23 protein-coding genes, 1 tRNA gene and 1 pseudogene are annotated in these 23672 nt (G+C 70.6%); 17 read left to right on the top strand and 8 right to left on the bottom strand.

The features are described 5' to 3' along the window. The first annotated feature begins 421 nt into the window (after positions 1 to 421). Positions 422 to 976 (top strand): hypothetical protein, encoded by a 555-nt coding sequence (locus IEY61_RS25445; protein WP_189048704.1) that lies wholly within the window; start codon positions 422 to 424, stop codon positions 974 to 976. 230 nt (positions 977 to 1206) lie between these two features. Then, positions 1207 to 1650 (top strand): hypothetical protein, encoded by a 444-nt coding sequence (locus IEY61_RS25450; protein WP_189048706.1) that lies wholly within the window; start codon positions 1207 to 1209, stop codon positions 1648 to 1650. A 23-nt stretch (positions 1651 to 1673) separates the two neighbouring features. Here IEY61_RS25450 and IEY61_RS25455 read toward each other — a convergent pair whose 3' ends face one another. After that, complete coding sequence (locus IEY61_RS25455) at positions 1674 to 2357, bottom strand: tetratricopeptide repeat protein (RefSeq protein WP_189048708.1); 684 nt, start codon at positions 2355 to 2357, stop codon at positions 1674 to 1676. Positions 2358 to 3671: 1314 nt separating this feature from the next. On the opposite strand from IEY61_RS25455, the gene IEY61_RS25460 reads away from it, so the two are divergent. The 3 genes and pseudogenes from IEY61_RS25460 to IEY61_RS25470 form a co-directional block, all read left to right on the top strand. After that, positions 3672 to 5231 (top strand): replication initiator, encoded by a 1560-nt coding sequence (locus tag IEY61_RS25460; RefSeq protein ID WP_373293216.1) that lies wholly within the window; start codon positions 3672 to 3674, stop codon positions 5229 to 5231. Then, positions 5228 to 5425 (top strand): excisionase family DNA-binding protein, encoded by a 198-nt coding sequence (locus tag IEY61_RS25465; RefSeq protein WP_189048713.1) that lies wholly within the window; start codon positions 5228 to 5230, stop codon positions 5423 to 5425. Before IEY61_RS25460 ends, IEY61_RS25465 begins: the two co-directional genes overlap by 4 nt. Next, positions 5425 to 5919, top strand: a pseudogene (locus tag IEY61_RS25470) (N-terminal phage integrase SAM-like domain-containing protein); the annotation flags it as partial. The gene IEY61_RS25465 and the pseudogene IEY61_RS25470, both read left to right, overlap by 1 nt. A 70-nt stretch (positions 5920 to 5989) precedes the next feature. Here the strand turns inward: IEY61_RS25470 and IEY61_RS25475 are convergent. Then, a tRNA-Pro gene (locus IEY61_RS25475) sits at positions 5990 to 6066 on the bottom strand. Positions 6067 to 6211: 145 nt separating this feature from the next. Beyond that, positions 6212 to 7105, bottom strand: a complete 894-nt coding sequence (locus tag IEY61_RS25480; protein WP_189048715.1) for a metallophosphoesterase — start codon at positions 7103 to 7105, stop codon at positions 6212 to 6214. Positions 7106 to 7130: 25 nt separating this feature from the next. Between IEY61_RS25480 and IEY61_RS25485 the strand changes: the two genes are divergently transcribed. Then, entirely contained in the window at positions 7131 to 7586 is a 456-nt protein-coding gene (locus IEY61_RS25485) for a GatB/YqeY domain-containing protein (RefSeq protein WP_189048717.1), read from the top strand. Positions 7587 to 7688: 102 nt separating this feature from the next. Here IEY61_RS25485 and IEY61_RS25490 read toward each other — a convergent pair whose 3' ends face one another. Continuing rightward, positions 7689 to 10130 carry a penicillin-binding protein gene (locus IEY61_RS25490; RefSeq protein ID WP_189048719.1) on the bottom strand — a complete coding sequence of 814 codons (2442 nt, stop codon included), beginning with the start codon at positions 10128 to 10130 and terminating at the stop codon, positions 7689 to 7691. 403 nt (positions 10131 to 10533) lie between these two features. On the opposite strand from IEY61_RS25490, the gene IEY61_RS25495 reads away from it, so the two are divergent. Beyond that, a complete protein-coding gene (locus tag IEY61_RS25495) occupies positions 10534 to 10857 on the top strand; it encodes a WhiB family transcriptional regulator (RefSeq protein ID WP_189048722.1) in 324 nt (107 codons plus the stop codon). Between the two features lie 9 nt (positions 10858 to 10866). On the opposite strand, the gene bagB is transcribed toward IEY61_RS25495, so the two are convergent. Genes bagB through IEY61_RS25510 form a run of 3 tightly spaced genes read right to left on the bottom strand, consistent with a single transcriptional unit; the run spans position 10867 to position 13598 of the window. Beyond that, complete coding sequence (gene bagB, locus IEY61_RS25500; RefSeq protein WP_189048724.1) at positions 10867 to 12018, bottom strand: ArsA family ATPase; 1152 nt, start codon at positions 12016 to 12018, stop codon at positions 10867 to 10869. A 54-nt stretch (positions 12019 to 12072) separates the two neighbouring features. Then, the gene (gene bagA / locus IEY61_RS25505; RefSeq protein ID WP_189048726.1) at positions 12073 to 13050 is read right to left on the bottom strand and encodes an ATPase BagA; all 978 of its coding nucleotides are present in this window, start codon (positions 13048 to 13050) and stop codon (positions 12073 to 12075) included. A 26-nt stretch (positions 13051 to 13076) separates the two neighbouring features. Continuing rightward, entirely contained in the window at positions 13077 to 13598 is a 522-nt protein-coding gene (locus tag IEY61_RS25510; RefSeq protein ID WP_189048728.1) for an Rv0361 family membrane protein, read from the bottom strand. A gap of 350 nt (positions 13599 to 13948) precedes the next feature. On the opposite strand from IEY61_RS25510, the gene IEY61_RS25515 reads away from it, so the two are divergent. The 7 genes from IEY61_RS25515 to IEY61_RS25545 all read left to right on the top strand — a co-directional run bounded on the left by IEY61_RS25515 (position 13949) and on the right by IEY61_RS25545 (position 21713). Then, positions 13949 to 14407, top strand: coding sequence for a hypothetical protein (locus IEY61_RS25515; protein WP_189048730.1), 459 nt, complete (start codon positions 13949 to 13951; stop codon positions 14405 to 14407). A gap of 36 nt (positions 14408 to 14443) precedes the next feature. Then, positions 14444 to 14599, top strand: coding sequence for a Sp36 family protein (sp36, locus tag IEY61_RS25520; protein WP_013736319.1), 156 nt, complete (start codon positions 14444 to 14446; stop codon positions 14597 to 14599). Further along, positions 14596 to 15057 (top strand): RidA family protein, encoded by a 462-nt coding sequence (locus IEY61_RS25525; RefSeq protein WP_189048732.1) that lies wholly within the window; start codon positions 14596 to 14598, stop codon positions 15055 to 15057. The genes sp36 and IEY61_RS25525 overlap by 4 nt, the downstream gene beginning before the upstream one ends. Before the next feature lie 115 nt (positions 15058 to 15172). Next, complete coding sequence (locus IEY61_RS25530; RefSeq protein ID WP_189048734.1) at positions 15173 to 15994, top strand: MBL fold metallo-hydrolase; 822 nt, start codon at positions 15173 to 15175, stop codon at positions 15992 to 15994. Beyond that, positions 15991 to 19587 (top strand): adenylate/guanylate cyclase domain-containing protein, encoded by a 3597-nt coding sequence (locus IEY61_RS25535; RefSeq protein WP_189048736.1) that lies wholly within the window; start codon positions 15991 to 15993, stop codon positions 19585 to 19587. The genes IEY61_RS25530 and IEY61_RS25535 overlap by 4 nt, the downstream gene beginning before the upstream one ends. Before the next feature lie 133 nt (positions 19588 to 19720). After that, on the top strand, positions 19721 to 20227 hold the full coding sequence (locus tag IEY61_RS25540; RefSeq protein ID WP_189048738.1) for a hypothetical protein: 507 nt from the start codon (positions 19721 to 19723) through the stop codon (positions 20225 to 20227). Between the two features lie 31 nt (positions 20228 to 20258). Continuing rightward, complete coding sequence (locus IEY61_RS25545) at positions 20259 to 21713, top strand: serine/threonine-protein kinase (RefSeq protein WP_189048740.1); 1455 nt, start codon at positions 20259 to 20261, stop codon at positions 21711 to 21713. A gap of 30 nt (positions 21714 to 21743) precedes the next feature. On the opposite strand, the gene IEY61_RS25550 is transcribed toward IEY61_RS25545, so the two are convergent. Continuing rightward, a complete protein-coding gene (locus IEY61_RS25550; RefSeq protein WP_189048742.1) occupies positions 21744 to 22079 on the bottom strand; it encodes a hypothetical protein in 336 nt (111 codons plus the stop codon). Between the two features lie 191 nt (positions 22080 to 22270). On the opposite strand from IEY61_RS25550, the gene IEY61_RS32025 reads away from it, so the two are divergent. Genes IEY61_RS32025 through IEY61_RS32035 form a run of 3 tightly spaced genes read left to right on the top strand, consistent with a single transcriptional unit; the run spans position 22271 to position 23671 of the window. After that, on the top strand, positions 22271 to 22867 hold the full coding sequence (locus tag IEY61_RS32025) for a hypothetical protein (protein ID WP_308424594.1): 597 nt from the start codon (positions 22271 to 22273) through the stop codon (positions 22865 to 22867). Continuing rightward, positions 22837 to 23187, top strand: coding sequence for a hypothetical protein (locus IEY61_RS32030; protein ID WP_308424595.1), 351 nt, complete (start codon positions 22837 to 22839; stop codon positions 23185 to 23187). The genes IEY61_RS32025 and IEY61_RS32030 overlap by 31 nt, the downstream gene beginning before the upstream one ends. Continuing rightward, the gene (locus tag IEY61_RS32035; protein WP_308424596.1) at positions 23111 to 23671 is read left to right on the top strand and encodes an alpha/beta hydrolase; all 561 of its coding nucleotides are present in this window, start codon (positions 23111 to 23113) and stop codon (positions 23669 to 23671) included. Before IEY61_RS32030 ends, IEY61_RS32035 begins: the two co-directional genes overlap by 77 nt. Position 23672: the final 1 nt, after the last annotated feature.

Consider the following 23672-nt stretch of genomic DNA (forward strand, 5'->3'; position numbering starts at 1 on the left):
CGGCTACGCTGTGGCACGCGGCCACCGCAAGATCTGATGTTGTGTCCACAACGCACAGACGATCACGCGGTGGCCGCCTCGCGTCCAGCCCTTCCGAGCAGCGAAATCTCAAACGGCGGCTGCCGTATTAGGAACGGTTTAGCGGCAACCTACGGGTCGGTAGCTCTACCAGGCACAATAGGTCGGTTGGCGCGAAGAGGGAACTTGATCGTTCCGTGCCTGTTCCGGATCATGTGATCCGTCGGACCGCTCGCCCAAGGTGAGCGCCTTCCGTCGTGGGGAGCCGGGTCGCACTAGCCAACCGCTACCGAAAGGTTGTTGTGATGTACACCCGCACAGGGCGTCTACGTCGGTTTGTTCAGCCGGTGTCGTCCAGTAGCGAGGCCGTCGAAGGCTTGCAGGCCAGATCTACAGTCACGGCGTGACCACACCACGTACGCGCAGGCGCAGGCTGCTTCCGGCGCGCACTGTCGCCTGGATCGAACTCGTGGCACTGATCGTTGCTGTCGGTGCGCTTGCCAGAGACGTCTTCGACTGGAAGATCCCCGGCACTGCGAGCGAAGATCGACAGAAGATCCAAATCGACGTTCCCGAGTCAGGAACGCTGTCGAGGTGTGCCACGCTGCGGGGCTCCGCTCCCCGCATCAAGGGCAAGACGCTGTGGATGGCCCACATCTCTCCAGGCGGAAAATACAACTTCGCGCAAGCTACCTACGAAGACAACGGCCGATGGCATGCGACGGACACATTTGGCAGCGAAAGCGACGTGAACCAGCGCTTCCGTGTTGTCGTCTTCCTAGTTGCCCAAGAGACCTCATCCTTTCTGACTGGAATCCGGGGTGCGAGCGCAGACGGCAAGCCCTCCAGTGAGTACTCGGCCCAAGCACTCCCGCCTGGGGCAACTCACGAAGCATCTCTCATGGTCATTCGGGATGGCACGCGCGGCCAGCCCCACTGCGGGCAACTCGGAACGTAGCGAGGGGCCGCGAGCGTCGACAGCCTGAAGGTGCCCACTGTCAGCTTGGGAATCGGTTTGATCTACACGATGGGTGACTGTGCGACCTGGCGAACGAGCACGTAGTGTTCCGCCTGCCGGGCTCCCGGCGTACCGCTGCATCCCAATGTTGACCTCTGCATCGGGCACGCAACGGGCATGGCGGAGGACGGGTGCCGGTCCAACTCTGATGGCCGCTAAGGAGGCGCGAGATGAACGGGCTACCCGACGAGGTGATCGCGGCCGTCGGGCGTGTCACGATCGCAGCCGGCGACCTGGAACTCATCCTTGCCTGGATCGGGGCCACCCAGACTGACGGCGATGTCTTCAAGATCCTGGCCAAACCTGGAGAGCCGCTAAGAGCCGCTCATCGCGCCATCGAAGTAGCAGCACCGGTCTATCGCGATGCTTATCTGCCTGCTGTCGACATTGCTGCCCAACTCCTCGGCAGGCGTCACACGGTAGTCCACGCGATGTGGGTCAACAATGGCCCGGGGCAGGAGTGGGAGCTGCTTCACTACAAGACGCACGTACGACATCCGGCCGATCCTCTGACGCTTGACGAGCTGGCGCGCCACCTTATGGATATCAGGGATCAATTGGTGCGGATCGTGACGGCGCAGATCAACAACGCTCCGGTAGCTACTATTCCTTGACTCCATTTCAGCGCCAGCTAATATCAGGGGCACTCGACATCGATCATGTCTAAACTGCGCGCCGCCTGCCTGCGATATGCAGGGTCCGGCATTTGTTCAATGAGCTTTCGCGCCATGCGAACTTGATCCTGGAATTCAGTGCAGTTTCCAGCTCGCCGCTCCGTCTCTGCCCAGAATGTCCGGGTGCCTACTTGGGAGCGCTGCTTGATGCTTATTTGTTCAGATTCATCCAGCTTCAATGCTCGCTCGAACTGCCTCCTACCCTCCACTGGATCCCCCAATTGGAAGTAGCAGTCACCGAGAAGTCGCAATATGCCGTTCCGGATCGTTGAATTGGGAGCACGCACTAGCCCTCTCTCGGCTACATCAATGGCTCGTATGTACTGATCCGAGAAACGAAAGGCGTCGGCAATCACCAGGTATTCCGAAGGGAGGCCCCCACCTGGGATTTTCTCAACAAGAACAGCAGCCTGCTCGGCAAGCGCCAGGTTTTCCGCATTCACGTCGCCGGAGTAGGAGTAGGCAATAAGATTTCCGTCATCGTCCTTCAGCTCATCGGCCGACCCTCGCGCAGACAACGCTTGAAGGCGTTGAATTATCTGTCCCAGCTCAGTTCTAACAGCTACTTTTTGCTGCTCCTGGCTCTGACCATACGTGACGTATGCCACGACAGCAGAAACAACCATTGCCAGGATTGCAACGATCACACTAGCTTCTCGATACCATCTGGGGCGATTTCGAACCGCGCTTGCCTCTAGGGCCTCCAGCCTCGCCAGCAAGGATGAGATGTCTTGACTTTGATGACGCGGGGACCGAGGCGACTCATTCGGGTTTGCAGCAGGGACAGCACGCTGCCGACCACCCGACCCCTTACGCCGACCCAAAGCCGCCTCCACAGAGGTTTACGATCAAAGTGGCAACCGCGAAGGTACCAATGCCAGACAACCGAGCTACTTGATCCATCCCGTCTGCCGTCGACCCGCCCTCCTGGGGAGCGGGCCGCCGCCCGGCCCGCCACGTCAAGCGGACCTTGACGGCTCGTACGGACGCTGGCGGGTCGGGCGGTGGTCTGCTCGGCTTGCCCGGGTCGATGGCGGGCGGGATGGCTCCACCGCAACCACCCACGGACCGTGACCCGCCAGCGGAGCCCCGGCCATCCTGGAGCCGGAGCGCCCCCGCCGGAGGCGCAGTAGCCGCAGCCCCCGCGACCGCCGCCAACTCGCCGACGCGGCTGGCGTGCGCTCCCCTACGCCGCGCGGGCTCGTGGCCGCGCGGCCCGGCCGGCTGCCCGGCCCACCACAACCCGGTCAACGCTGCTGTCGTGCTGCGGCGGCCCACCGGGCTTTCCGCTCTCCGCGCCAGCCGCCGGGCGTGTTGCGTGGCCGGAGTCGGAGCGCCAGCGGAGCGACGGACGCGCGCCCAGGCGGCGGCGCGTGCGGCCCGTTCAGGGCCGCCTTGATAGATGTACAGAAAGTCCTCCCACACCGGCCGGCAGCCGGCCGCCCTGCGGGGTCACGACGGGTTGACGTGCCGGTACCCGGTGCTACTCTGGCGCTCGTCGAGCACGTCAGCGCGGCCTTCCCGCCGGATCGCTGAACTCGACTTCGGAGTTGCCGAGCGGCCTTCTTGCCGCTGATGCGGGCCACGTCCCGCCGGCTCTCGATTACACCGGCCGCTGCGCCGGCCTGGAATCCGCTGAGCGGCCCAGCACAGCCTGTCTCGCCGTCCACGATGGCCCTCGGATTCGCGCACCTCGACGGGTGGGGATCGCCTGCGGCAGCCCGCCGGAAGCCGACGACCAGGCACCCCACCCGTCCCGGCATCACCCAAGGTCCAGCGACCGGAAGAACCCAGATCAGCGGCGGTCCGAGGCCGATGGCCTGTGCCCGCCCTCCGGCGTGAGCCGCCCTCTCCGGCGGTGCCAGGAGACACCACGAACACCACCGACGGATACCGCTCCGGCGTCCGGTGGCAGTTCGTCGCCCGTCCCTGCCACCCCTTGAGGAGAATTTGTGTTCGCCCTGCCCACCCTCGCCGCCGGCCGTGACGTCCAGGCTCTGCACCGCGCCGCCGCCCCGGACTTCTTCGGCTGGCTTGAGCACACCCGCGCCGCCGGTGCCTGCACCCGCCCGATCCGCCTGGCTGGCACCCTCACCGCTGTCGAGTCCGGGACCGGCCGCGTTGTGGAACAACGGCACACCGACGAGCTGCCCGACCGGACGCTGTACAAGGCGTGCGGCAACCGCCGCGCCGCCCAGTGCCCGGACTGTGCCTGGGTCTACGCGGGTGACGCCTTCCACGTGGTCCGCTGCGGCCTGACCGGCGGCAAGACCGTCCCCACCAGTGTCGCCGCGCATCCGGTCGTTTTCGCCACCTTCACCGCGCCATCCTTCGGCCCGGTGCACCGCCGGCACATTCCCCGTCACACCTGCGCCGACCGGCGGCGATGCGACTGCCGGCCGGCACCCTGTCGCGCCCGGAGCATCGCCGGCACCTGCCCGCACGGGCAGTCCGCGGCCTGCTTCGCCCGCCACGACGCAGACGATCCGCAGCTCGGCCGACCGCTGTGCCTGGACTGCTACGACCACGACCACCAGGTCGTCTGGAACTACTTCTCGGGCGAACTGTGGCGACGCACCAAACAGGCCATCGAACGCCACCTCGCCGCCCTGTGCCGTCGGCGCGGCATTCCCCACGTCCAGGTCAGCACCGACTCTGGCCGGGTGCGCCGGGTGCCGCCGGTGCGGGTGTCCCACGGCAAGGTCGCCGAGATGCAACGGCGGGGCGCGGTGCACTTCCACGTCCTGCTGCGCCTCGACGGCGTCGACCCCGACGACCGGGACGCCCTGGTGCCGCCGCCGGCCGGCATTACCGTCGACGACCTCGACGCCGCCGTCCACGCCGCCGCCCGGCAGATCACCGTCGTCACCCCGCCGCACCCCGACGGCCCGCAGGGCTGGCAGGTCGCCTGGGGCGAGCAGGTCGACGTACGCCGCATCGGTGCCAGCGACGGCGACGTGACCGACGGGAAGGTGGCCGCCTACCTCGCCAAGTACGCCACCAAGTCCACCGAGATCACCGGCCACTGCTCCACCCGGCTCACCCCGGACACCGTCGACGCCTACGCCGACCCGGAGGGCAACCACCTGGCCCGGCTCATCGACGCCTGCTGGCGACTCGGCCGCCCCATTCATCACCACACTTCCCGCACCGTCGCCCCGGCCGGCGAGCGTCAAGCCGGCCTTGACACCACACCCAACGCCTACGCCGGGCTACGCCGATGGGCGCACATGCTCGGCTATGGCGGCCACTTCCTCACCAAGGCCCGCCGCTACTCGGTCACCTTCGGCCTGCTCCGCGACACCCGCGCCACCTACCGCCGGGCCGAGCACGATGACACCGCCGACAGCGGCGACGCCGCCGACACGGTCACCGTGGGCACGCTGGCCTTCGTCGGCTCCGGCTGGCTGACCGACGGGGACGCCCTGCTCGCCAACACCGCCGCCGCCCAACGCCGGGAACGCCGACGCGTCGGCCGGGAGGAACTCGCCCACGAGGCGTGGTCGGGGGTGGCGGCATGACCCGGCACCTCACCCCGCGCTGGTACTCGCCCGCCGAGGTCGCCGTGCTGCTCGGCTTCGGCCTGTCCAAGGTCAAGATGAAGATCGCCACCGGCGAGCTGCGTTCCATCAAAGACGGCAAGTACCGCCGCGTCCTGCCCGAGTGGGTCGACGAGTACGTCCGCGAGCAGGTCGAGCGGCAGGAGGCCGCCTGATGCCCGCCCGCACCCGCGCCAACGGGGAAGGCTCGATCTTCCCGTACCGCAACGGCTTCGCCGCGTACGTCTAGGTCACCAAGCCGGACGGCAAGCGGACCCGCAAGTATGTCTACGGCCCGACCCGTGAGGCCGTCCACGACAAGTGGATCAAGCTGCACCAGCAGGCCAAGGTCGGGCCGGTCGCCACCCGGGTGCCGACCCTGGGCGACTACCTGACCTACTGGCACCGGGAGGTGGTGCGGCCCAACCTCGCTCCGCTGACCTGCGCCACGTACGAGACGATCATCCGGTTGTACGTGATCCCCGGCCTCGGTGGGAAGCGGCTCGATCGGCTCCAGGTGCGCGACGTGCAGACCTGGATCAACGAGGTGGCGCGCACCTGCCAGTGCTGCGCCCAGGGCAAGGACGCCCGCCGCCCGGAGCCGAGACGGCGGTGCTGCGCGCTCGGCCGGTGCTGCGGTGACACGCCGTCCGCCCGCACCCTCAAGGACCCGCTGCTGTACTTCCCTGCTGTACAAAGCACCAGAGGGCACACCCCTCGATGGGGTGTGCCCTCTTACCTGGTCGGGGTGGCCGGATTCGAACCGACGACCTCTTCGTCCCGAACGAAGCGCGCTACCAAGCTGCGCCACACCCCGAGGCGTGCCGACAAATAGTAGCCCACCCGTCCCGACGGTCAAACTCGGTACCCACGAGGTCGTGATCCACTCCGTTCCGCCGGAACGGCGGTATCGGCGGGAGGCGGATCCCACCACGTCGGCGGAACGGAGTGGATCAACAGCGTCAGCGGGGGATCAGGGTGAGCAGGCTGGCCTCGGGCGGGCAGGCGAAGCGGACCGGGGCGGTCGGGTGGGTGCCGAGGCCGGCGGAGACGTGCAGCCAGGAATCCGAACCGGGCCAGTGGTGCAGGCCCTTCGCCATCGACCGGGGCAGGCCGCAGTTGGTCACCAGCGCTCCCACGCCGGGTACACAGACCTGGCCGCCGTGGGTGTGACCGGCGAGCAGCAGCCCGAAGCCGTCAGCGGCCATCTCGTCGAGCAGCGCCGGCTCGGGGGAGTGGGTGAGTGCGATGGCGAGGTCCGCCGTGGTGTCGACCGGGCCGGCCACCGAGGCGTAGTCGTCCCGTTCGACGTGCGGGTCGTCGACCCCGACCATGTCGATCGCCCGGCCGCCGGCCTTGACCGTGACGCGCCGGTTGTTCAGGTCCGTCCAGCCGGCCCCGGTGAGCACGTCGCGCAGCTCCTCGGAGGGCAGCTCCACGCCCTCGGTGTATTCCCGGTCCGGCAGGAAGTAGGTGAACGGGTTCTTCCAGACCGGGCCGGTGTAGTCGTTCGAGCCGAACACGAAGGCGCCCGGGTAGTCGAGCAGGGGTTGCAGCGCGCGCAGCACGCCCGGCACCGCCTGCGGGTGGGCCATGTTGTCCCCGGTCACCACGACCAGGTCGGGGTCGAGGGCGGCCAGCGACGCGACCCACCGCTGCTTGCGTAGCTGGTTGGGGGTCATGTGCAGGTCCGATAGATGCAGCACGCGCAGCGGTTCGGTGCCGGTGGACAGCACCGGGACATCGAAGCGCCGGAGGGTGAACATGTTGCGCTCGACGAGTGACGCGTACGCCAGGGCGGCGGCGCCCGTCGCGACGGTGGCGGTCGCGAGCCGGAATAATGTGCGCTTTCCCATGCCGATCAGAGTAGTTTGACCGTCCATGAGCACGCTGAAGGACCGCCTCACCGCCGACATGCGCGCCGCCATGAAGGCCCGCGACGAGCTGACCACCGCCACGCTGCGGATGGCCCTGGCCGCCGTCGGCAACGCCGAGGTGTCCGGCAAGGCCAAGCGGGAACTCAGCGACGACGAGGTGTTGACCGTGCTGACCAAGGAGGCCAAGAAGCGCCGGGAGGCGGCGACCGCCTTCGCCGACGCGGGCCGCGCCGAGCAGGCCGCCAGGGAGACCGCCGAGGGTGAGGTGCTGGAGCGTTACCTGCCGAAGCAGCTCTCCGACGCCGAGTTGACCGAGCTGGTCGCGGGGGCGCTCGCCGGGGGTGGGTTCACCGGCAAGGCGCAGATGGGCCCGGCGATGAAGGCGGCCCAGGCCGCGGTGGCCGGCCGGGCCGAGGGTGGTCGGGTGGCCACGGAGGTACGCCGACAGCTCGGCCTCTGACGACGCTCGCCGCCGGAGCAGCCGTCGGCCCGAGCCACGACAACGCCGAACGGGCGGGCCCCATCGAGGAGCCCGCCCGTTCGACGTGAGTTGCGGGTGGAATCAGCCGCCCGACCGGTCGTTCCCGGGCCCGTTGGGCGGTCCGTTCCCCTGCCGATCGTTGCCGTTACCGCCGTCGTTGCTGCCGCCGCCGGCGCTGACCTGGATCGTCACGATGCCGCCCTTGATGGTGCGACCGCTCGGGCTGGTGCCGGCGGCGGTGCCGGCCGGGCACTCCGAGGCGATCCGGCTGCCGGAGACGATCGGCTGGAAGCTGGCACCGGAGAGGCGCTGCTTCGCCTGATCGACGCTCAGGCATCGGACGCCGGGGATGCTGCGCTGGTCACCCTCGGAGATCTTTCTGCCCGGTGGGTCGAAGTTGATCCCCTTCTTGCCCTGCATGGCGTCGCGCAGCGTCTCGAAGACCGGCCAGTTGATGCCGTCGGCGGTCTTGTGCTTCATCCTGACGTTGGTCTGCGGCCAGTCGGGGTCGGCGAGGATGCCGGCCACCGCGTACTGCTTGGTCATGGCGACCAGGGAGGCGACCTTCTCCGCGTCGGTGGTCCCGGACTTGCCGGCGATCGGCTTACCCACGATCGACCGACCCTCAGCGGCCGTCCGGCTGCTGCCGCAACTGCCGCCTGAGGGATTGTCGCCGACCGGGCAGCGGGCCGCGTCAACAGCCGCCCGGGCCACGTCCGTGCTGAACCGCTTCTCGCAGCGCGGGTTGGCCAAGTCCAGCTTGTTGCCGTCCAGGTCGCGGATCTCCTGCACCGGAATCGGTTCGCAGTACTTGCCGTCGGCGGCCAGAGTGGCGTAGGCGTTGGCCAGCTCCAGCGGGGTGGTCTGCGACACGCCGAGGGTGAAGGCGCCCCACTGGTGCGCGGCCTCCTTGTTGTTGGCGAACTTCGCGTCCTCGCTGTCCCGGAACTGGATGCCCAGGCGCTTGGCCGCGTCGACCACGTTCTCCGCGCCGACCTGCTGCTGGAGCGGAACGAAGAACGTGTTGGTCGAGGCCGAGAAGGCGCTGCGCATGTCCTTCACGCCGCCCGGCTGCTTGTTCGAGTTGGTCGGGCAGTAGAGGTTGGTGCCCGTGCAGGCGGCCGGACTGCTGCTGCTGATGATGTATTCCGACTTGAACTGCTGCGGCGCGTCGATCGTGTAGCTGAGTGGGATGCCCTTCTCCAACGCGGCCACGATGGTGAAGATCTTGAAGACCGAACCGCCCTGGTAACCGGTGAGCCCGTCACCGCCGGTCAGCAGGGGGTTCACCGTGTTGGGGTAGTTGCCGCGCTTGTCCCGGTTCCGTTGGACCGGGTCGCTGTGCGGCTTGTTCTTCGGATTCTTCGGGTTGTCGAGCTTGAAGTTCCGGTTGACTGCCAGCGCGCGCACCCGGCCGGTGCCGGGCTCCACCACGGCGATCATCACGGCCTCTTTGGAGTTCACCGACTTGGCCTTGCGGACCGCCTTGTCGGCACCCTTCTGCGCCTGCGTGTCCAGCGTGGTGACGATCGTGTAGCCACCGCTCTTGAGCCGCCGCTCCCGGTCGTACGAGGTCGAGCCGAACGTCTCCTGCGACATCCACCAGCGGTAGAAGTAGTCGCAGAAGAAGCCCCAGGAGTTCTTGCTGGTAGCCACGCAGCCGTTGGGCGTCCGCTTGTCCTTGACCTTGAGTTCGGTCGCCTTGGCCGCCTCGGCCTCCTGCTCGGTGATGGCACCGATCTTGGCCATGTTGTCGATGACGTAGTTACGTCGGGCAAGCGCCTGTGGGCGGCCGTTCTCGGTGGTCGGGTCGAACGAGGTGGGTGCCTTGACCAGGCCGGCCAGCATGGCGGCCTCTTCGATCTTCAGGTCCTTCGGCGGCTTGTTGAAGTAGACCTGGCTGGCGGCGTAGACGCCGTATGCGCCATTGCCGAAGGCGGCGAGGTTGAGATAGGCCTCCAGGATCTCGTCCTTGGACATTTCCTTGTCCACCTGGAGCGCGTACCGCATCTCGCGCAGCTTCCGGGCGCTGGTGTCCTCGGTCGCGGCGATCACGTCGGCCGGGTGGGTGGCCGAGTACGCGATGCTCATCCGGACGAACTGCATGGTCAGCGTCGAGGCGCCCTGCCGGTCGTTGGTCGCCGAGCTGTTGTTGACGAAGGCACGGGCGACGCCGTTGAGGTCGACCCCGTTGTGCTTGTAGAACTCGTGATCCTCGGCGGCGACGATGGCGTTGCGCATGTGCGGCGAGATGGCGTCGAACTTGACCTCGCGCCGGTTCTCGTCGTACATCGTGGCCAGTGGTGTCTTGCCGTCCTTCGCCAGCAGATAACTGATCTGGGGTGCGCGGGCCATCGTCAGTTCCTTCGGCAGCGCGCCGAAGGTGTCCGCACCGGCCTTCGCGGCCAGGCCCGACATCGCCACGGCGGGGAAGGCCGCAGCGGCAACCACCACGCCGGCCAACAATCCACAGATCAGCAGCGATGCGGCGTTGGTCAGAATGTTGTGGTCACGTTTCCGCATCCAGGTCACCTCGACAGAGTACGCGAACAGGTAACGAGGGGCGCTGGGGCGTCTTTTCCCCATTTCCTGCGCGCGCCGGCCTCGTTGTGCTAGACGCGTGGCAGCGGCGTCCGGTTGCGTGAATCCGCGCCGAGTTTCCTCTCCGGGGAGCCCGGCCGCAGCGTTTTCCTGGACTCCGGTGGGGTAAGCGACGATCCCGCGCCCGACAGGCCGGGACTGTCCGAAATGATGGATTTGGCCGACAACGTTGCGTAATCAGACGACTACAGAGCATGATGGGGGCGGCGACAGCGCCACATGTCGTCCGTGCTGCCTTGGGGGTAAGGCGCGCGGACGCTCGGGGGGAGAAATGCCGGCTGGCCCGCGACGGCGTCGGTAGTACTGCAAGGGGGGACGTGTACAGATGGGCATGATCACTGACTGGCCGTCACTGGCGGCATGTCAGAACGGGGACCCGGACGCGTTGTTCGTACAGGGCGCCGAACAGAACGTGGCGAAGCGGATCTGCCGGAGCTGCCCAGTTCGGTACGAGTGCCTGGCCGACGCGCTGGACAACCGGATCGAGTTCGGCGTGTGGGGTGGCATGACCGAACGCGAACGTCGAGCATTGCTCCGCCGCCACCCGCAGGTCACCAGTTGGCGGAAGATGTTCGAGGCGGCGATGAAGAAGAACGCCAAGGACAAGGCCGGCAAGGATCGGCTCCTGGCCGCCACCACCAGCACCTGACCGGCGCGGTCAGGAGCGGCTGATCGCCGCGCCGATCGTCCGTAGCCCGTCGACGTCGTGCACGTCGGCGGGCTGCGCCGTCACCGAGACGGTCGGCACCTGCGGAAACGTCTCGGTGAACCGCGCCGCCACCCGCTGCTCGCGTACCGCCTGCTCGGCCAGGGCAGCATGGGCCCGCAGCACCTCGACGACGCCCTCGTGCCCACCGGCCGTGGCCAGCCGCTCGGCGGCCGCCCTGCTCTCCGGCGCGCCCAGCTCCGGCACCGCCGGGCGGTGCACCCGGTTGAGCACCAGGCCGGCGAGCGGCATCTGCTCCTCGCGCAACCGGCCAGCGAAGTACGCGGCCTCCCGGACCGCGTCCGGCTCCGGCGCCGCGACCAGCAGGAACGCCGTCTCCCGCGCCTGCAGGATGCGGTACGTCTGCTCGGCGCGCTGCCGGAACCCACCGAACATCGAGTCGAGTGCGGCCACGAAGCCGGACAGGTCGGTCAGCAACTGGGCACCGAGCACCTTCTGCACGACCCGGGAGAACATGCCGAAGGACGCGGTGACGAGGCTGAAGACGCTGCGCCCACCGGTGCGCGCCGGGGCGAGCAGCAGCCGCAGCATCCGGCCGTCGAGGAAGCGGGACAGCCGGGCCGGCGCGTCGAGGAAGTCCAGCGCGGACCGCGACGGCGGGGTGTCCACCACGATGAGGTCCCACTCGCCCCGCGCGTGCAGCTGGCCGAGCTTCTCCATGGCCATGTACTCCTGGGTGCCGGAGAAGGTGGAACTCATCGCCTGGTAGAAGGGGTTCGCGAAGATCTCCCCCGCCTTCGCCGGATCGGTGTGCGCGAGCACCACGTCGTCGAAGGTGCGCTTCATGTCGAGCATCATGGCGTGCAGTTCGCCGCCGCTGTCCTCGACGTCGATGCCCTTGACCTGCCGGGGGGTGTTGTCCAACTCGGTCAGCCCGAGCGACTGGGCCAGTCGCCGGGCCGGGTCGATGGTGAGCACCACCGTGCGCCGCCCGTGCTGCTCCGCCGCGCGCAGCGCGAACGCGGCGGCCGTGGTCGTCTTGCCCACCCCGCCCGCCCCGCAGCAGACCACGATCCGTACCCCGGGATCGGCCAGGATCTGGTCGACGTCCAGCGGCGGCGCGGCGTTGTCGGAAGGCACCAATCGAGCGTATCGGGCCCGGCGGGCCCGCGCGGCAGGCCCGACCTCAGGTGTGAGTCAGTCGCCGCCGAGGAGGGCCCTGGAGAGGACGTCCAGGCCGGCGCGGTCCACCCCGTCGGGCAGCAACGGCAGCTCCACCAGGGGCACGCCCAACTCCACCAGGTCGGCCCGGAGCGAATCCTCCAGCTCCCGGCGGATGGCCTGGTCGCGTGCCTCGTCGTGCAGTCCGGAGACGATCCGCTGGTCGGCCGGGAGCCCGGCGGCGCGCAGCCCACGCGCCAGCTCCGCCTCGGTGACCAGGCGCCCCGACGGCAGCGGTGGCCGGGCACCGTTGATGATCACCCGTCCCATGCCGAAGCCCAGCGAGGTCAGCTCGGAGATCGCGTCGATCGTCTCCTGCACCGGCATCTCCTCGAGCAGGGCCACCACGTGCACCGCGGTCATCGGTGAGCGCAGCAGGGCCGAGACGCCCTCGCTCTGGGTCTTGATCGGGCCCACCTTGGCCAGCCGGGCGGTCTCGGTGGTGACGTTCAGGAACCGGCCGATGCGGCCGGTGGGCGGGGCGTCCAACACCACCGCGTCGTAGACCCGCCGCTTATCGACCGTGCGGGTGGTGGCCTCCTTGACCTTGCCGGTGAGCAGTACGTCACGCAGGCCGGGGGCGATGGTGGTGGCGAAATCGATCGCGCCGAGCTTGCGTAGCGCCCGGCCGGCGGCGCCGAGCTTGTAGAACATGTCCAGGTATTCCAGCAACGCCTCCTCGGCGTCCACCGCCAGCGCGTACACCTTGCCGTCGCCGGGCGCGTCGGCCAGGTGTCGCTCGGCGTACGGCAGTGGCTCGGTGCCGAAGAGCTGGGCGATGCCCTGGCGCCCCTCCACCTCGACCAGCAGCGTGCGTCGGCCGTCGGCGGCCAGACCCAGGGCCAGGGCCGCCGCCACACTGGTCTTGCCCGTGCCGCCCTTGCCGGTCACCACATGCAGGCGGGCGGGCCAATCGGTGCCGGCCCGATCGGCCGGGTGCTGCGCTGCTCCCACCCGTCGAGCGTATCCACCCGCCGGGTTCAGGAGACCTCGCAGACCCACCAGCCGGATCTGCGGATCACGGTGAAGCGCAGGTCCTGATCGGTGATCTTCTCGTCGGCGGTGGTCACCGTCACCGTGGTGGTGACCGTGGCCCGGTCACCCGTCTCGTTGTCCACGGTCGGGGTGTTCCAGCGGAACCGGGGATTCTGGTGGGTCGAGACGTACGTCTCGATCTCGGCGACCTTGCCTCGGATCTGGTCCTGGTCGCGGGCGGCGCCGCAGACCAGGCGGGCGGCCTTGGCCGCGTCCCGCTCCTGATACACGGCGGTGAGGAAGTCGTCGACCGCCACCGACGGCTCCGGTGCGCCCTCGCCGGACTCGGCGTTGCGCAGCGTCAGGAAAGCGGCCACGCCACCACCGGCACAGAGCAGCAGCACCACGGCCAGGGCGAGGGAGGCCGTCCGAGCCCCTCCCCGGCGGTCGCCAGGTCCAGGGGCCGCACCGGACGGGGCCGGAAGGCCGGCAGGGCCGGTCGGGCCGCCGGCGGGTGGCTGGGTCATGGCGTACTCCCGGGTCGGGCGCGTCACCCCGCGGTGGCGGTGCGCGTGGGATCGGGTCGGCCGGGCCGGGCGCCCGTCCAGACCGGAAGAGTAACGGTCCGCGGCGGCGGTGCCGAGGGATCGTGAAGGCTCGTTCGCAACGGACGGAATCTCGCGGACGAGCGGCACCATCGGCACCCCGCTGCCGCGGTGTCGCAAATGTGACCGAAGGAGAGCAGGCGTGCGCGTCGGTGTTGATGTGGTTGATATGTCGGCCCTACCGTCGCTCCGGCACGCCCCGGCCCGGTCGCGAACCGCGGATTGGGCCGTCGGGCGGCGCCGTGACCAGGTACGACGCCCGGAGGCAGTGCATGCGCGACACGAACAACACCCCCCGAACGCAATTCCCGACGGGGGCCCGAGGGGGCAGCCGGACGGCCGATGAGAATCTCTCCGGCCGGCCACCCGTCAACGAACGTTCGTACGCGCGTCCGGTGGCGCCGGTCGTCTCGTGCGAGCCGGCCACCGGTCGGGACGAGGAGAGCCCGGGATACGTCATCCACCTGCCCATCCGGGTGACCGACCTGGCCGCCGCCACCGCCCTGGCCGGCCGGGTGGCCACCTCCCTGAACTTCCTGCCCGAGCTGGACGCCGGCGAGACCGAGGTGTCGACCGCCGACGACCAGAACAATCGACACCGGGTCTTCTGCGACCTGCTGCTGCCCGACCGCACCCGGTGCCCCCAGCCGTACGACCATCGGGGCCCCTGCGGCGAGTTGTCGACCGCGCCGGAACCGCGTCCCGCTTCGCGTCCGGGTGGCGGACCGTAGGCTGTGCCCGAAGTGTCCACGCCACGAGGGAGCCCTATGCAGAAGTGGGAATACGCCACCGTTCCACTGCTGGTCCACGCGACCAAGCAGATCCTCGACAACTGGGGCGAGGACGGCTGGGAACTCGTCTCCGTCGTACCGGGGCCGAATCCGGAGCAGCTCGTCGCGTACCTGAAGCGGCCGAAGGCATGAGCGCCGGCCCGCACGCCAAGTTGGCGGAACTCGGGCTGAAGCTGCCGGAGCTGGTGCCACCGGTGGCGAGCTACGTGCCGGCGGTGCAGTCCGGACAGCACGTGTACGTCTCCGGGCAGCTGCCGATGGCCGAGGGGAAGCTGCTGGCGACCGGCAAGGTCGGCGCCGGCGTCTCCGCCGAACAGGCCAAGCAGTTGGCTCAGCGGTGCGCCCTCAACGCGCTCGCTGCGGTCGACTCGCTGGTCGGCCTGGAGAACGTCGTCAAGATCGTGAAGCTGACCGGCTTCGTCGCGAGCGCACCCGGCTTCACCGGCCAGCCCGCCATCGTCAACGGTGCCTCGGATCTCTTCGGTGCCGTCTTCGGCGAGGCCGGCCGGCACGCCCGCAGCGCGGTCGGCGTCGCCGAACTCCCCCTGGACGCCCCCGTCGAGATCGAGGTCATCGTCGAGGTCTCCTGACCTTCCCCGCGATCTTGCAGTTTCTGTCCGGACGAACGCCCCTCAACGAGGGCGAATCGGGGGCCAGAACTGCAAGATCGCGGAACTCCGCCGGCGGGGTCGTACGATCGCAGCCATGGGAGGGCATGTGACGGGGGCGGTGACCGCCCTCGCCGGCGAACTACCGGAGTGGGTCACGTTGCTGCGGGCACCCAACCCGGGGCCGATGACGCTGGACGGCACGAACACCTGGCTGCTGCGGGCCGCGCCCGGCGAGCCGGCTCTGGTCGTCGACCCGGGACCGGCCGACGAGGGGCATCTGGCGGCGATCGCCGAGCGGGGCCCGATCGGCCTGGTGCTGATCACGCACGGGCACCCGGACCACACGGAGGCCTCCCGGCACCTGCACGAACTACTCGGCGGGGTGCCCGTCCGGGCCGCCGATCCCGCGCACAGCGTCGGCGGCCCGCCGCTGGACGATGCCGGGGTCGACGGGCACGGTCTGCGGATCCGGGTCGTGCCGACCCCCGGGCACACCGCCGACTCGGTCTGCTTCCTGGTCGAGCACGGCGGCCGGCGGGCGGTGCTGACCGGCGACACCATCCTGGGACGCGGCACCACCGTGGTCGCCCACCCGGACGGTCACCTCGGTGACTACCTGAGCAGCTTGGAACTGCTCTCGACGTACCGGGGGATTCCTGCGCTGCCGGGGCACGGCCCGGCGCTGGCCGACTGCGGTGCGGCCGCCGACTTCTACCTCGCCCACCGCCGCGCCCGGCTCGACCAGGTCCGGGCGGCGCTCGACGCGGGGGCGCGGACCGCGGCCGAGGTGGTCGCCAAGGTCTACGCCGACGTGGACCGCTCGCTGTGGTGGGCGGCGGAATGGTCCGTGCGCGCCCAACTGGAATATCTGGGCCGGGAATCCGGCGACGACGACGCGGGGTTGGACCGACCGTGACCTGCCCGGTGTGTGGAACCGTCGCGGTACCCGGCGCGCGGTTCTGCCACAACTGCGGCGCCGCGCTGCCCGCCGCCGCGATCCTGCCCGCCGCCGAACGGCGGGTGGTGACCGTGCTCTTCGGTGACCTGTCCGACTTCACCTCCTGGTCGGAGGATCTCGACCCGGAACGCGTCGGTGCGGTCACCGACCGGGTGCTGGCGGCCCTTGCCGGCGCGGTCAAGACCTTCGGCGGGCACGTCGACAAGCTGACCGGTGACGGGATCATGGCCGTCTTCGGTGCCCCGGTGGCGCACGAGGACGACGCCGAGCGCGCGGTGCGCGCCGCACTGTCCATGCAGCGGGCCGTCCGTCGGGTGCTCGACGACGAGCGTGGCGGTGGCGCTCCGCTGGGCCTGCGGGTCGGGTTGAACACCGGTGACGTGATCGCCGGCATCCAGGCCGCCATCGAGTACACGGTCATCGGCGACACCGTGAACACCGCCGCCCGGCTGGCCGACGCCGCCGCCGTCGGCGCGGTCTACGCCGGGGCCCGCACCGCCGCGGCCACCCGGCACGTGGCCAGCTGGCGGGCGCTGCGCCCGCTGCGGCTCAAGGGCAAGCGCGAGCCGGTCGAGGCGTACGAACTGCTCGGCCTGCTGGACGCGCCGGGCACCCGCTCGGGCCTCGGTGACGAGGCCCCCTTCGTCGGCCGGGAAACCGAGATCGGCCGGGTGGCCGGACGGCTGGCCGAGGTGATCGACCGGAACGAACCCCGGGTGATGCTGATGACCGCCGAGGCGGGCATCGGCAAGTCCCGGTTCGCCGCCGAGGTGGAGCGGTTGGCCGCCGGCTACGACGTGGGCGCGGGCCGGTACGCCGCGCACACCGGCGCCCGGGTGCTCTCGGTACGCTGCGCCGCGTTCGGCGAACGCCGCCGGCTCGCCCCCCTCGCCGACCTGGTGCGTGCCGCGACGGGGCTGCCCAACGACGCGGCCACCGCGATGACCCGCCCGGCCGTCGAGGAGCGGCTGCGTCGGCTCGGGCAGCGGCTCAGCCGCGCGCGCGGCGAGCCCGTCCCGATCGCCGTCGATCAGGTGCTGGCCCTGCTCGGGTACGCCGAACTACCCGCCGGCAGCCCCACCGACCAGGGTGACTGGAGCAGCGCCCAGCCGGCGAGCGACGTCGACGCGGTGCCGAACGCGGTGGCCGACCTGATCAGCGCGCTCGCCGAGGAGGCGCCGCTGGTGATGGTGGTGGACGACCTGCACGACGCCACCGCCGAGACCATCCGGGCGTTGGAGGCGACGCTGTCCCGGCTCAACGGTCCGGTGCTGGTGCTGCTGCTGGGTCGCCCGGAACTGGTCCGGGCCGCGGGCACCCTGACCCGGGTCGCGGACGCCGAGGTGCAGCCGCTGCCGCCGCTGCGGGGCGCCGACGCGGCCCGGCTGCTGACCAGCTACCTCGGCGGCGGGCGGCTACCCCAGGCCGACACCGACCGGCTGCTGGCCACCGCCCAGGGCAATCCGTTCTACCTGGCCGAGCTGGTCACCCTGTTGATGGAGCGCGGCGCGCTGACCGCCGGGGTGGGCAAAGGCTGGCGACTGGTGCCCGGCTCACTGGGCAGTCGGCTGCTCTCCCGAGACCTCGCGGCGGTGCTCGCCGCCCGGATCGACGCCCTGCCCGCCGAGGCGCGTGCGGTGCTGCGGGACGCGGCGGTGGTCGGCGACACCGTGCCCGACGGCGCGCTGGAGGCGCTGCGGGAGCAGCGCGCCGGTCGTGACGGCCGGCCGGCCGCGGTGGCCGCGGTCGAGCTGGACCGGGCGGTCGAGGAACTGTTGCAACGCCGCATGCTGCATCGCACCCGCACCGGGTACGCCTTCGCCACCCCACTGATGCGGGAGGCGGCGTACGCCGGGGTGAGTAAGGCGGAGTTGGCCGAACGGCACGCCGCGCTGGCCCGCTGGGCGGAACCGCAGGAGGGGCCCACGGGCGCTGCGGGCAGCCCGGTGACCGGCCCGGGTGGTTTCACCGAGGCGACCCGCGACGACTTCGTGGCCGAGCACGTCGAGCGGGCCACCGCGCTGGCCGACGCGGTCACGCTGCGTCCGGATGCGCCGGCCCGGGCGGTGGCGCCGCTGGGCGTCGCCGCGCTCGGGCGGGCCACCCGCCGGGCGCTGCACGCGGGCGAGCCGGCGCTGGCGGTGGAGTACGCCGAACGCGCCGCCGAGTTGACGGGCGTGGACGCCGTACCGGCCGCGGACCGGGTGGTGCATGCCCGGGCGCTGCTCCAGGTCGGCCGGGCCACCGACGCCCTCGCCTACGCCGAGAAGATCGCCGCGAACGCCGGTGACCAGGCGGACGTCCGGGCCAGCGCCCTGTTGCTGGCGGGGCAGGCCCAGCAGGTGATGGGCGACCTGTCGCGGGCGGAAGCCTCCTGGCGGGAGGCGTTGCAGGTGGCCACCGACGCCCAGCTGCCCACGCTGCGGGCCTCGGCGATGCGCCGGCTGGGCATGGCGGACTTCCTCGCCGGGCGGCTGGGGCAGGCGAGCAGCCGACTGGCCGCCGCGTACCAGGTCAGCCTGGCGGTGCGGGACCGCCGGGGGCAGGCGTGGTCGTTGCAGAATCTGGCGTGGGTGACCACCACCCGGGGTGACTTCGCCGGTACGGATGCGGTGCTCGGCCGGGCCGCCCGGCTCTTCGCCGAGCTGAAGGACCCTTACGGGCGGGCGTGGCTGCGGGGCACCGCCGCGTTCGCCCGACTGCTCGCCGGTCGCCTGCGGGAGGCGCGCCGGCTGGCCCGGATCTTCCTGCCGTTCGGTGAACGGGTCGGGGAGGCCTGGGCGGTGGGCACCCTGCGGGCGGTCGACGCGTACGCCAACGCCGAACTGGGTGAGCTGGCCGACGCCGACCGGGAGGCGCGCCGGGCGTACCGGGAGTTCGCCGCCGCCTCGGACGACTGGGGCCAGGGCTTCGCGCTGGTGGTCCGGGGAGTGGTGGCCCGCGGGCTCGGCGAGCCGGAACACGCCGCCGACCTGCTCACCGACGCGCTGTCGTACGCCCGCCGGACCGCTCACCCGCTGCTCACCGGGATGGCCGGCACGCTGCGCGGTTTCGTGGCCCTGGACATGGGCGACCGGGCCGCGGCCGAGCGCGACGCCCTGGCGGTGCTGACCACGGTGGAGCCGCACAACCCGCAGGCGCCGGCGCAGGTCGCGCCCCGGGTGCTGCTGGCGACGGCCCGGCTGGCGGCCGGCGACTCCGGCACCGCGGTCGGGCTGCTCGCCCCGGTCGCCACCGCCGCGGCCACCACGCCCTCGCTGCTGTTCTCGCGCCGGCAGACGATGGCGCGCTACGCCTCGGCGCTGCTCGCCCACGGGCAGCTCGAGCAGGCGCTGGACTGGGCCGGTCGGGCGATGAACCTGCCGGCCGAGGACGTCCGCAGCCAGGTGATCGCAACCAGCGTGCTCGCCGAGGCGCTGGCCGCAGGTGACCAACTGGCGGAGGCGTCGGCCTGCGCCGACGAGGCGGTCCGCCTGGCGTACGCCACCGAGCAACGCAGCGAGCGGGCCGCCGCCGAGGCGTTGCGAGACCGCCTACGGGCCGTTGGCTGAGCCACCCGTGCATGGCCGGTGGGTGTGGGTCTGTCGGTTCCGGTGATGTGTCATGTCGGTGATGGCCGCTAGCGTGAACACCGCACGCGGCGGTCGGTATCGACGGTCGTGACGGCGCTGGGGAGGGGTTCAGATGAGGCTGCCGCGTTCTGTCGCGGGTTGGACGATCGCGGTGTTCGGCGTGCTGGCGCTGGTCATGGGCGCGGTCGGGTTGCTCTGGCCGGAGGCGCTGCTGGCGATGCTCGGCTTCGAGATTCCCGAGACCCGGTCTTCCGGGGACTACACGGGTGTCTTCATGACCGCGTCGTCGATGGCCTCGTTCAACATGGGGGTCTACTACCTGCTCGCCACGGCCACCGAGTGGCGCGCGTTCTACCGGTTCACCGTGGTCTTCCGGCTGGTCACGTTCACCGTGTTCAGCCTCGTGGTGCTGGCCGACGTCGCACCCGGCCGGTTCTTCGGGGTGGCGCTCTGGGAAGGGCTGGGCGCGGTGGCCACCGCAGCCGGGCTCTGGTGGGACGCCCGCCGGGCGGGTCCGGCCGCTGACACCGCCGACGGCGTGGCCGGTGCCCCGGCGGCGGACGGCCGGCGCGGGCCGGGGACGCCGGGTGTGGAGCCGGCCGCCGATGCGGTTCGCTGAGCGGCCCGCACAGTTAGGTATTTTCGATACCGTGACCGACACTCCGCCCGGCGCCCTGCCGACGCCCATTGTGCCTGGTCTGACTGATTTGCAGGTCTTTGCCCGTGGCGGCTACGCGACCGTCTACCGGGCCACCCAGATATCGGTGGGCCGTGAGGTGGCAGTCAAGGTGGAGAACCGCACCCTGGTCAGCGAGCGGGATCAGGCGCGTTTCCTGCGCGAGGCGCGGGCCGCCGGCCGGATGTCCTCCCATCCACATGTGGTCGACCTCTTCGACGTCGGAGTCACCATCGATCAGCACCCCTACCTGATCATGGAACTCTGCGACGGGTCGTACGCCGAGCGGATGCGGAACTCGCCGCTGGACGCCGTCGAGGCACGAGACCTCGGCGTCAAGATCGCCGACGCGATCGCCCATTCACACGGCGCCGGCGTGCTGCACCGCGACGTGAAGCCGGCCAACATCCTCCACTCGCACTTCAACTCAGCGGTGCTGGCCGACTTCGGGCTGGCCGTGGTCGCCGAGATGCGGGACGCCTCGGTCGCCCTGGAGGTGCTCACGCCGGCGTACGCGCCACCGGAGATGTTCAGCCACAGCCCACCCTCGCCAGCCGTCGACGTGTACGCGCTCTGCGCCACGCTCTACGCGGTCATGCACGGGCGCCCGCCCCGCTGGCAGGCCGAGCGCAACCCGAGCCTGGTCACCGTGCTGGAGATGTTCCACCAGCCGATCCCCAGCCTGCCCGGCATCCCGGACGAGTTGATCGACGTGCTCCGCGTCGGGATGGCCAACGATCCCGGCGAACGGCCGTCCGCCGCGGAACTGCGCGACCTGCTCACCGGCCTGGCGTTGGAGACACCGGCGGAGTCGGGCGCGACCCCGGCCGGCACCGCCGCCCCGTCCCGGCCGGCTCCGGCGCCTGCCCGTGCGGACTCCGGCAGGTCGGGCGATCGCCATCGCCGGCGACGCTGGTTCCTCGGCGCGGCCGGCGTGGTCGCGCTGGCCGCCTCGGCGGGCGTCGGCGCCTGGGCCGCCGGCGGTGCCCCGCCGGCGCAACCCACCGTCCCGGTCCGGCCGGCGGCCAGCGGGGCGTTCCGTCCGGGCTGCGCCAGCCTGCCCGAGGCGTTGCCGACCGGCGCCGGGTGCGCGGCGGAGTTGGAGTGCTTCGGGCCGGTGCAGGTGCGCGGCCGGCGGGCCGAGGCCAGCCAGGTGCCGTGCGACACGCGGCACACCTGGGAGAGCTACGCCCAGGGTGAGTTGCCCGACGCCCTGTTCGACGCCGACCACGACGAGGTCGTCGCTGACCCGACCGTGCGCCGGATCTGCAACGAGGAGACCTTCCGGCTGGTCAGCGGGGCCGAGCAGTCGACCGGGTGGAACCTCGAGGTGCTGCCGCCGACCGACGGGAAGCTCGACCCGACCTACCGGTGCCTGGCCGGACGAGGTCTGGACGGGCTGGTCTCGCCCACCCTCACCAGCGGCTGAACGGCTCCGACCGGGTCGTTGCCGGCGGGGTCACCCACCGCTGTTGCCGCGGTAGCGGTCCCGCAGCGCGCGGACCGCCTCGCGGTCGCCCAGCGTCTCCAACGTGTCCGCGTCGATGCCGGGCGGCTCGACGCCGGTGGATCCGGCCGCCTGGTCGGGGTCCGCTGGGGGAATCTCGGCGTCACGCTGTCGAGCGGCGGCCACCGCCACTCCGGCGACGATGCCGCACAGGACGCAGAGCAGAGCCATCGCCACGCCCAGCAGATCCTGCCGGCGTCCGGCGAGCAACGACGCCAGCAGCCAGGCCGCCGCCAGCAACGCGACCATGGCCACCACGCGTGCGTCGAGCCGGGGGAAGCGTCTCACTCGTCCAGAATGTCGGCGATCGCCGTTCTGTCAACAGTGGTCGCCCACGCGGCGACGTATCAGCAGGAATAGCGGCACAACAAGTGACGAGGTCGTTACAGGCGTGTGCACGATGTCGGAAATGGCGATTTTATCGTACCAAACGTATTGCCCGGTGTCCCTAGAGTTTCCATGGTCGGGCCCCGCCCGACGTGTTCCGTAACCGATCGGAAGGCGTTCACATCCGGACACTGGCCGCTGCCGGACTCGCCGGCGCACTCCTCGCCGGGACAGCGGTCGCGCCCGCAGCCGCCGCCCCGACCTCGATCGGCGGCGCGATCGTCGCACACCGCACCAGCATCGCCGAGCGGTTGCGGGTCGACCGCGTGCCAACGCCCGAGCTGGACTGGTACAGGTGCTACGGCTACGCCGAGTGCGCCACGGTCGACCTGCCGCTGGACTACGACAAGCCGCACGGGGCGACGACCGAGATCGCCGTGCTGCGGGTGAAGGCGCGCGATCAGAAGCACAGGATCGGCAGCCTCTTCGTCAACCCGGGTGGGCCGGGCGGCTCGGGCACGGACATCGCCCTCGCCGCGCCGTACTTCCTCGGTGACGAGCTGCTCGACCGGTTCGACGTGGTCGGGATCGACCCGCGTGGCGTCGCCGCCAGCGAGCAGGTCAAGTGTTTCAAGTCGGTGAAGGACCAGACCCGCGCGTACGAGGGGCTGAACGTCGCTTCAGCTACAGCAGCGTCCTCGGGCAGTACTACGCCAACATGTTCCCTGACCGGGTCCGCGCCGTGGTGATCGACGGTGTGTTGGACGCGACGGCGTGGTTCGGCGGCGGCAACTCCGGCGACCTCGACCAGGAGACGCGGATGCGCAGCGCGCAGGGCGCGTACAAGGCGCTGCGCGAGATCATGAAGCGGTGCCGGACCGCGGGCGTCAAGGCCTGCCCGCTGGCCGGCGGCGACCCGATGGCGAAGTTCGAACTGCTGGCCAAGCGGCTACGACTTCCCGTACGACAACGGCCTGGAGACCTTGCTCGGGGTGGACTGCACCGACGCCAACCACCCGAAGGATGCCGCCTCGTGGGCGGCGCGGGCGACCAAGGCCGACCAACGTGACCCGCACTTCGGCCGGCTCTGGACATGGCTCAGCGCGCCCTGCGCCCGGGACAGTTGGACCGTACGCGACGAGAACCGCTTCACCGGCCCGTTCAACCGGCGCACCGTCAGCCCGGTGCTGGTGGTCGGCAACTACTGGGATCCGGCCACCAACTACAACGGGGCGGTGGCCACCTCGAAGCTGCTGCCGAACAGACGGTTGCTGTCCAGCGACAGCTGGGGGCACACCGCGTACGGGACGTCGGCCTGCGTGACCGGGGCGGTCGACGCGTACCTGATCCGACTGACGCTGCCGAAGAAGGGCAAGCTCTGCAAGGGCGACGTCCAGCCGTTCAAGGATCTGCCGGAGTCGGGAGCGGTCCAGCGAGCGGAGACGTCCAAGAGTGACCTGGCCGCCGAGGGCACGCCGCGCCGCGGTGAGCCCAAGCAGCTTCCGCCGGTGGTGGCGCCGCTGCCGGCCGTCGGCCCGCTGACGGTCCGCTGAT

The organism is Micromonospora sonchi, from assembly GCF_014646235.1.
Classification (GTDB): domain Bacteria; phylum Actinomycetota; class Actinomycetes; order Mycobacteriales; family Micromonosporaceae; genus Micromonospora; species Micromonospora sonchi.

What these genes read in the sequence shown, in the direction of transcription:
- IEY61_RS25450 (WP_189048706.1), top strand. Translation starts at nt 1,207, where the DNA reads ATGAACGGGCTACCCGACGAGGTGATCGCGGCCGTCGGGCGTGTCACG.
- IEY61_RS25465 (WP_189048713.1), top strand. Translation starts at nt 5,228, where the DNA reads ATGACCCGGCACCTCACCCCGCGCTGGTACTCGCCCGCCGAGGTCGCC.
- IEY61_RS25480 (WP_189048715.1), bottom strand. Translation starts at nt 7,105, where the DNA reads ATGGGAAAGCGCACATTATTCCGGCTCGCGACCGCCACCGTCGCGACG.
- IEY61_RS25485 (WP_189048717.1), top strand. Translation starts at nt 7,131, where the DNA reads ATGAGCACGCTGAAGGACCGCCTCACCGCCGACATGCGCGCCGCCATG.
- IEY61_RS25490 (WP_189048719.1), bottom strand. Translation starts at nt 10,130, where the DNA reads ATGCGGAAACGTGACCACAACATTCTGACCAACGCCGCATCGCTGCTG.
- IEY61_RS25495 (WP_189048722.1), top strand. Translation starts at nt 10,534, where the DNA reads ATGGGCATGATCACTGACTGGCCGTCACTGGCGGCATGTCAGAACGGG.
- IEY61_RS25510 (WP_189048728.1), bottom strand. Translation starts at nt 13,598, where the DNA reads ATGACCCAGCCACCCGCCGGCGGCCCGACCGGCCCTGCCGGCCTTCCG.
- IEY61_RS25515 (WP_189048730.1), top strand. Translation starts at nt 13,949, where the DNA reads ATGCGCGACACGAACAACACCCCCCGAACGCAATTCCCGACGGGGGCC.
- sp36 (WP_013736319.1), top strand. Translation starts at nt 14,444, where the DNA reads ATGCAGAAGTGGGAATACGCCACCGTTCCACTGCTGGTCCACGCGACC.
- IEY61_RS25525 (WP_189048732.1), top strand. Translation starts at nt 14,596, where the DNA reads ATGAGCGCCGGCCCGCACGCCAAGTTGGCGGAACTCGGGCTGAAGCTG.
- IEY61_RS25530 (WP_189048734.1), top strand. Translation starts at nt 15,173, where the DNA reads ATGGGAGGGCATGTGACGGGGGCGGTGACCGCCCTCGCCGGCGAACTA.
- IEY61_RS25540 (WP_189048738.1), top strand. Translation starts at nt 19,721, where the DNA reads ATGAGGCTGCCGCGTTCTGTCGCGGGTTGGACGATCGCGGTGTTCGGC.
- IEY61_RS32030 (WP_308424595.1), top strand. Translation starts at nt 22,837, where the DNA reads ATGTTCCCTGACCGGGTCCGCGCCGTGGTGATCGACGGTGTGTTGGAC.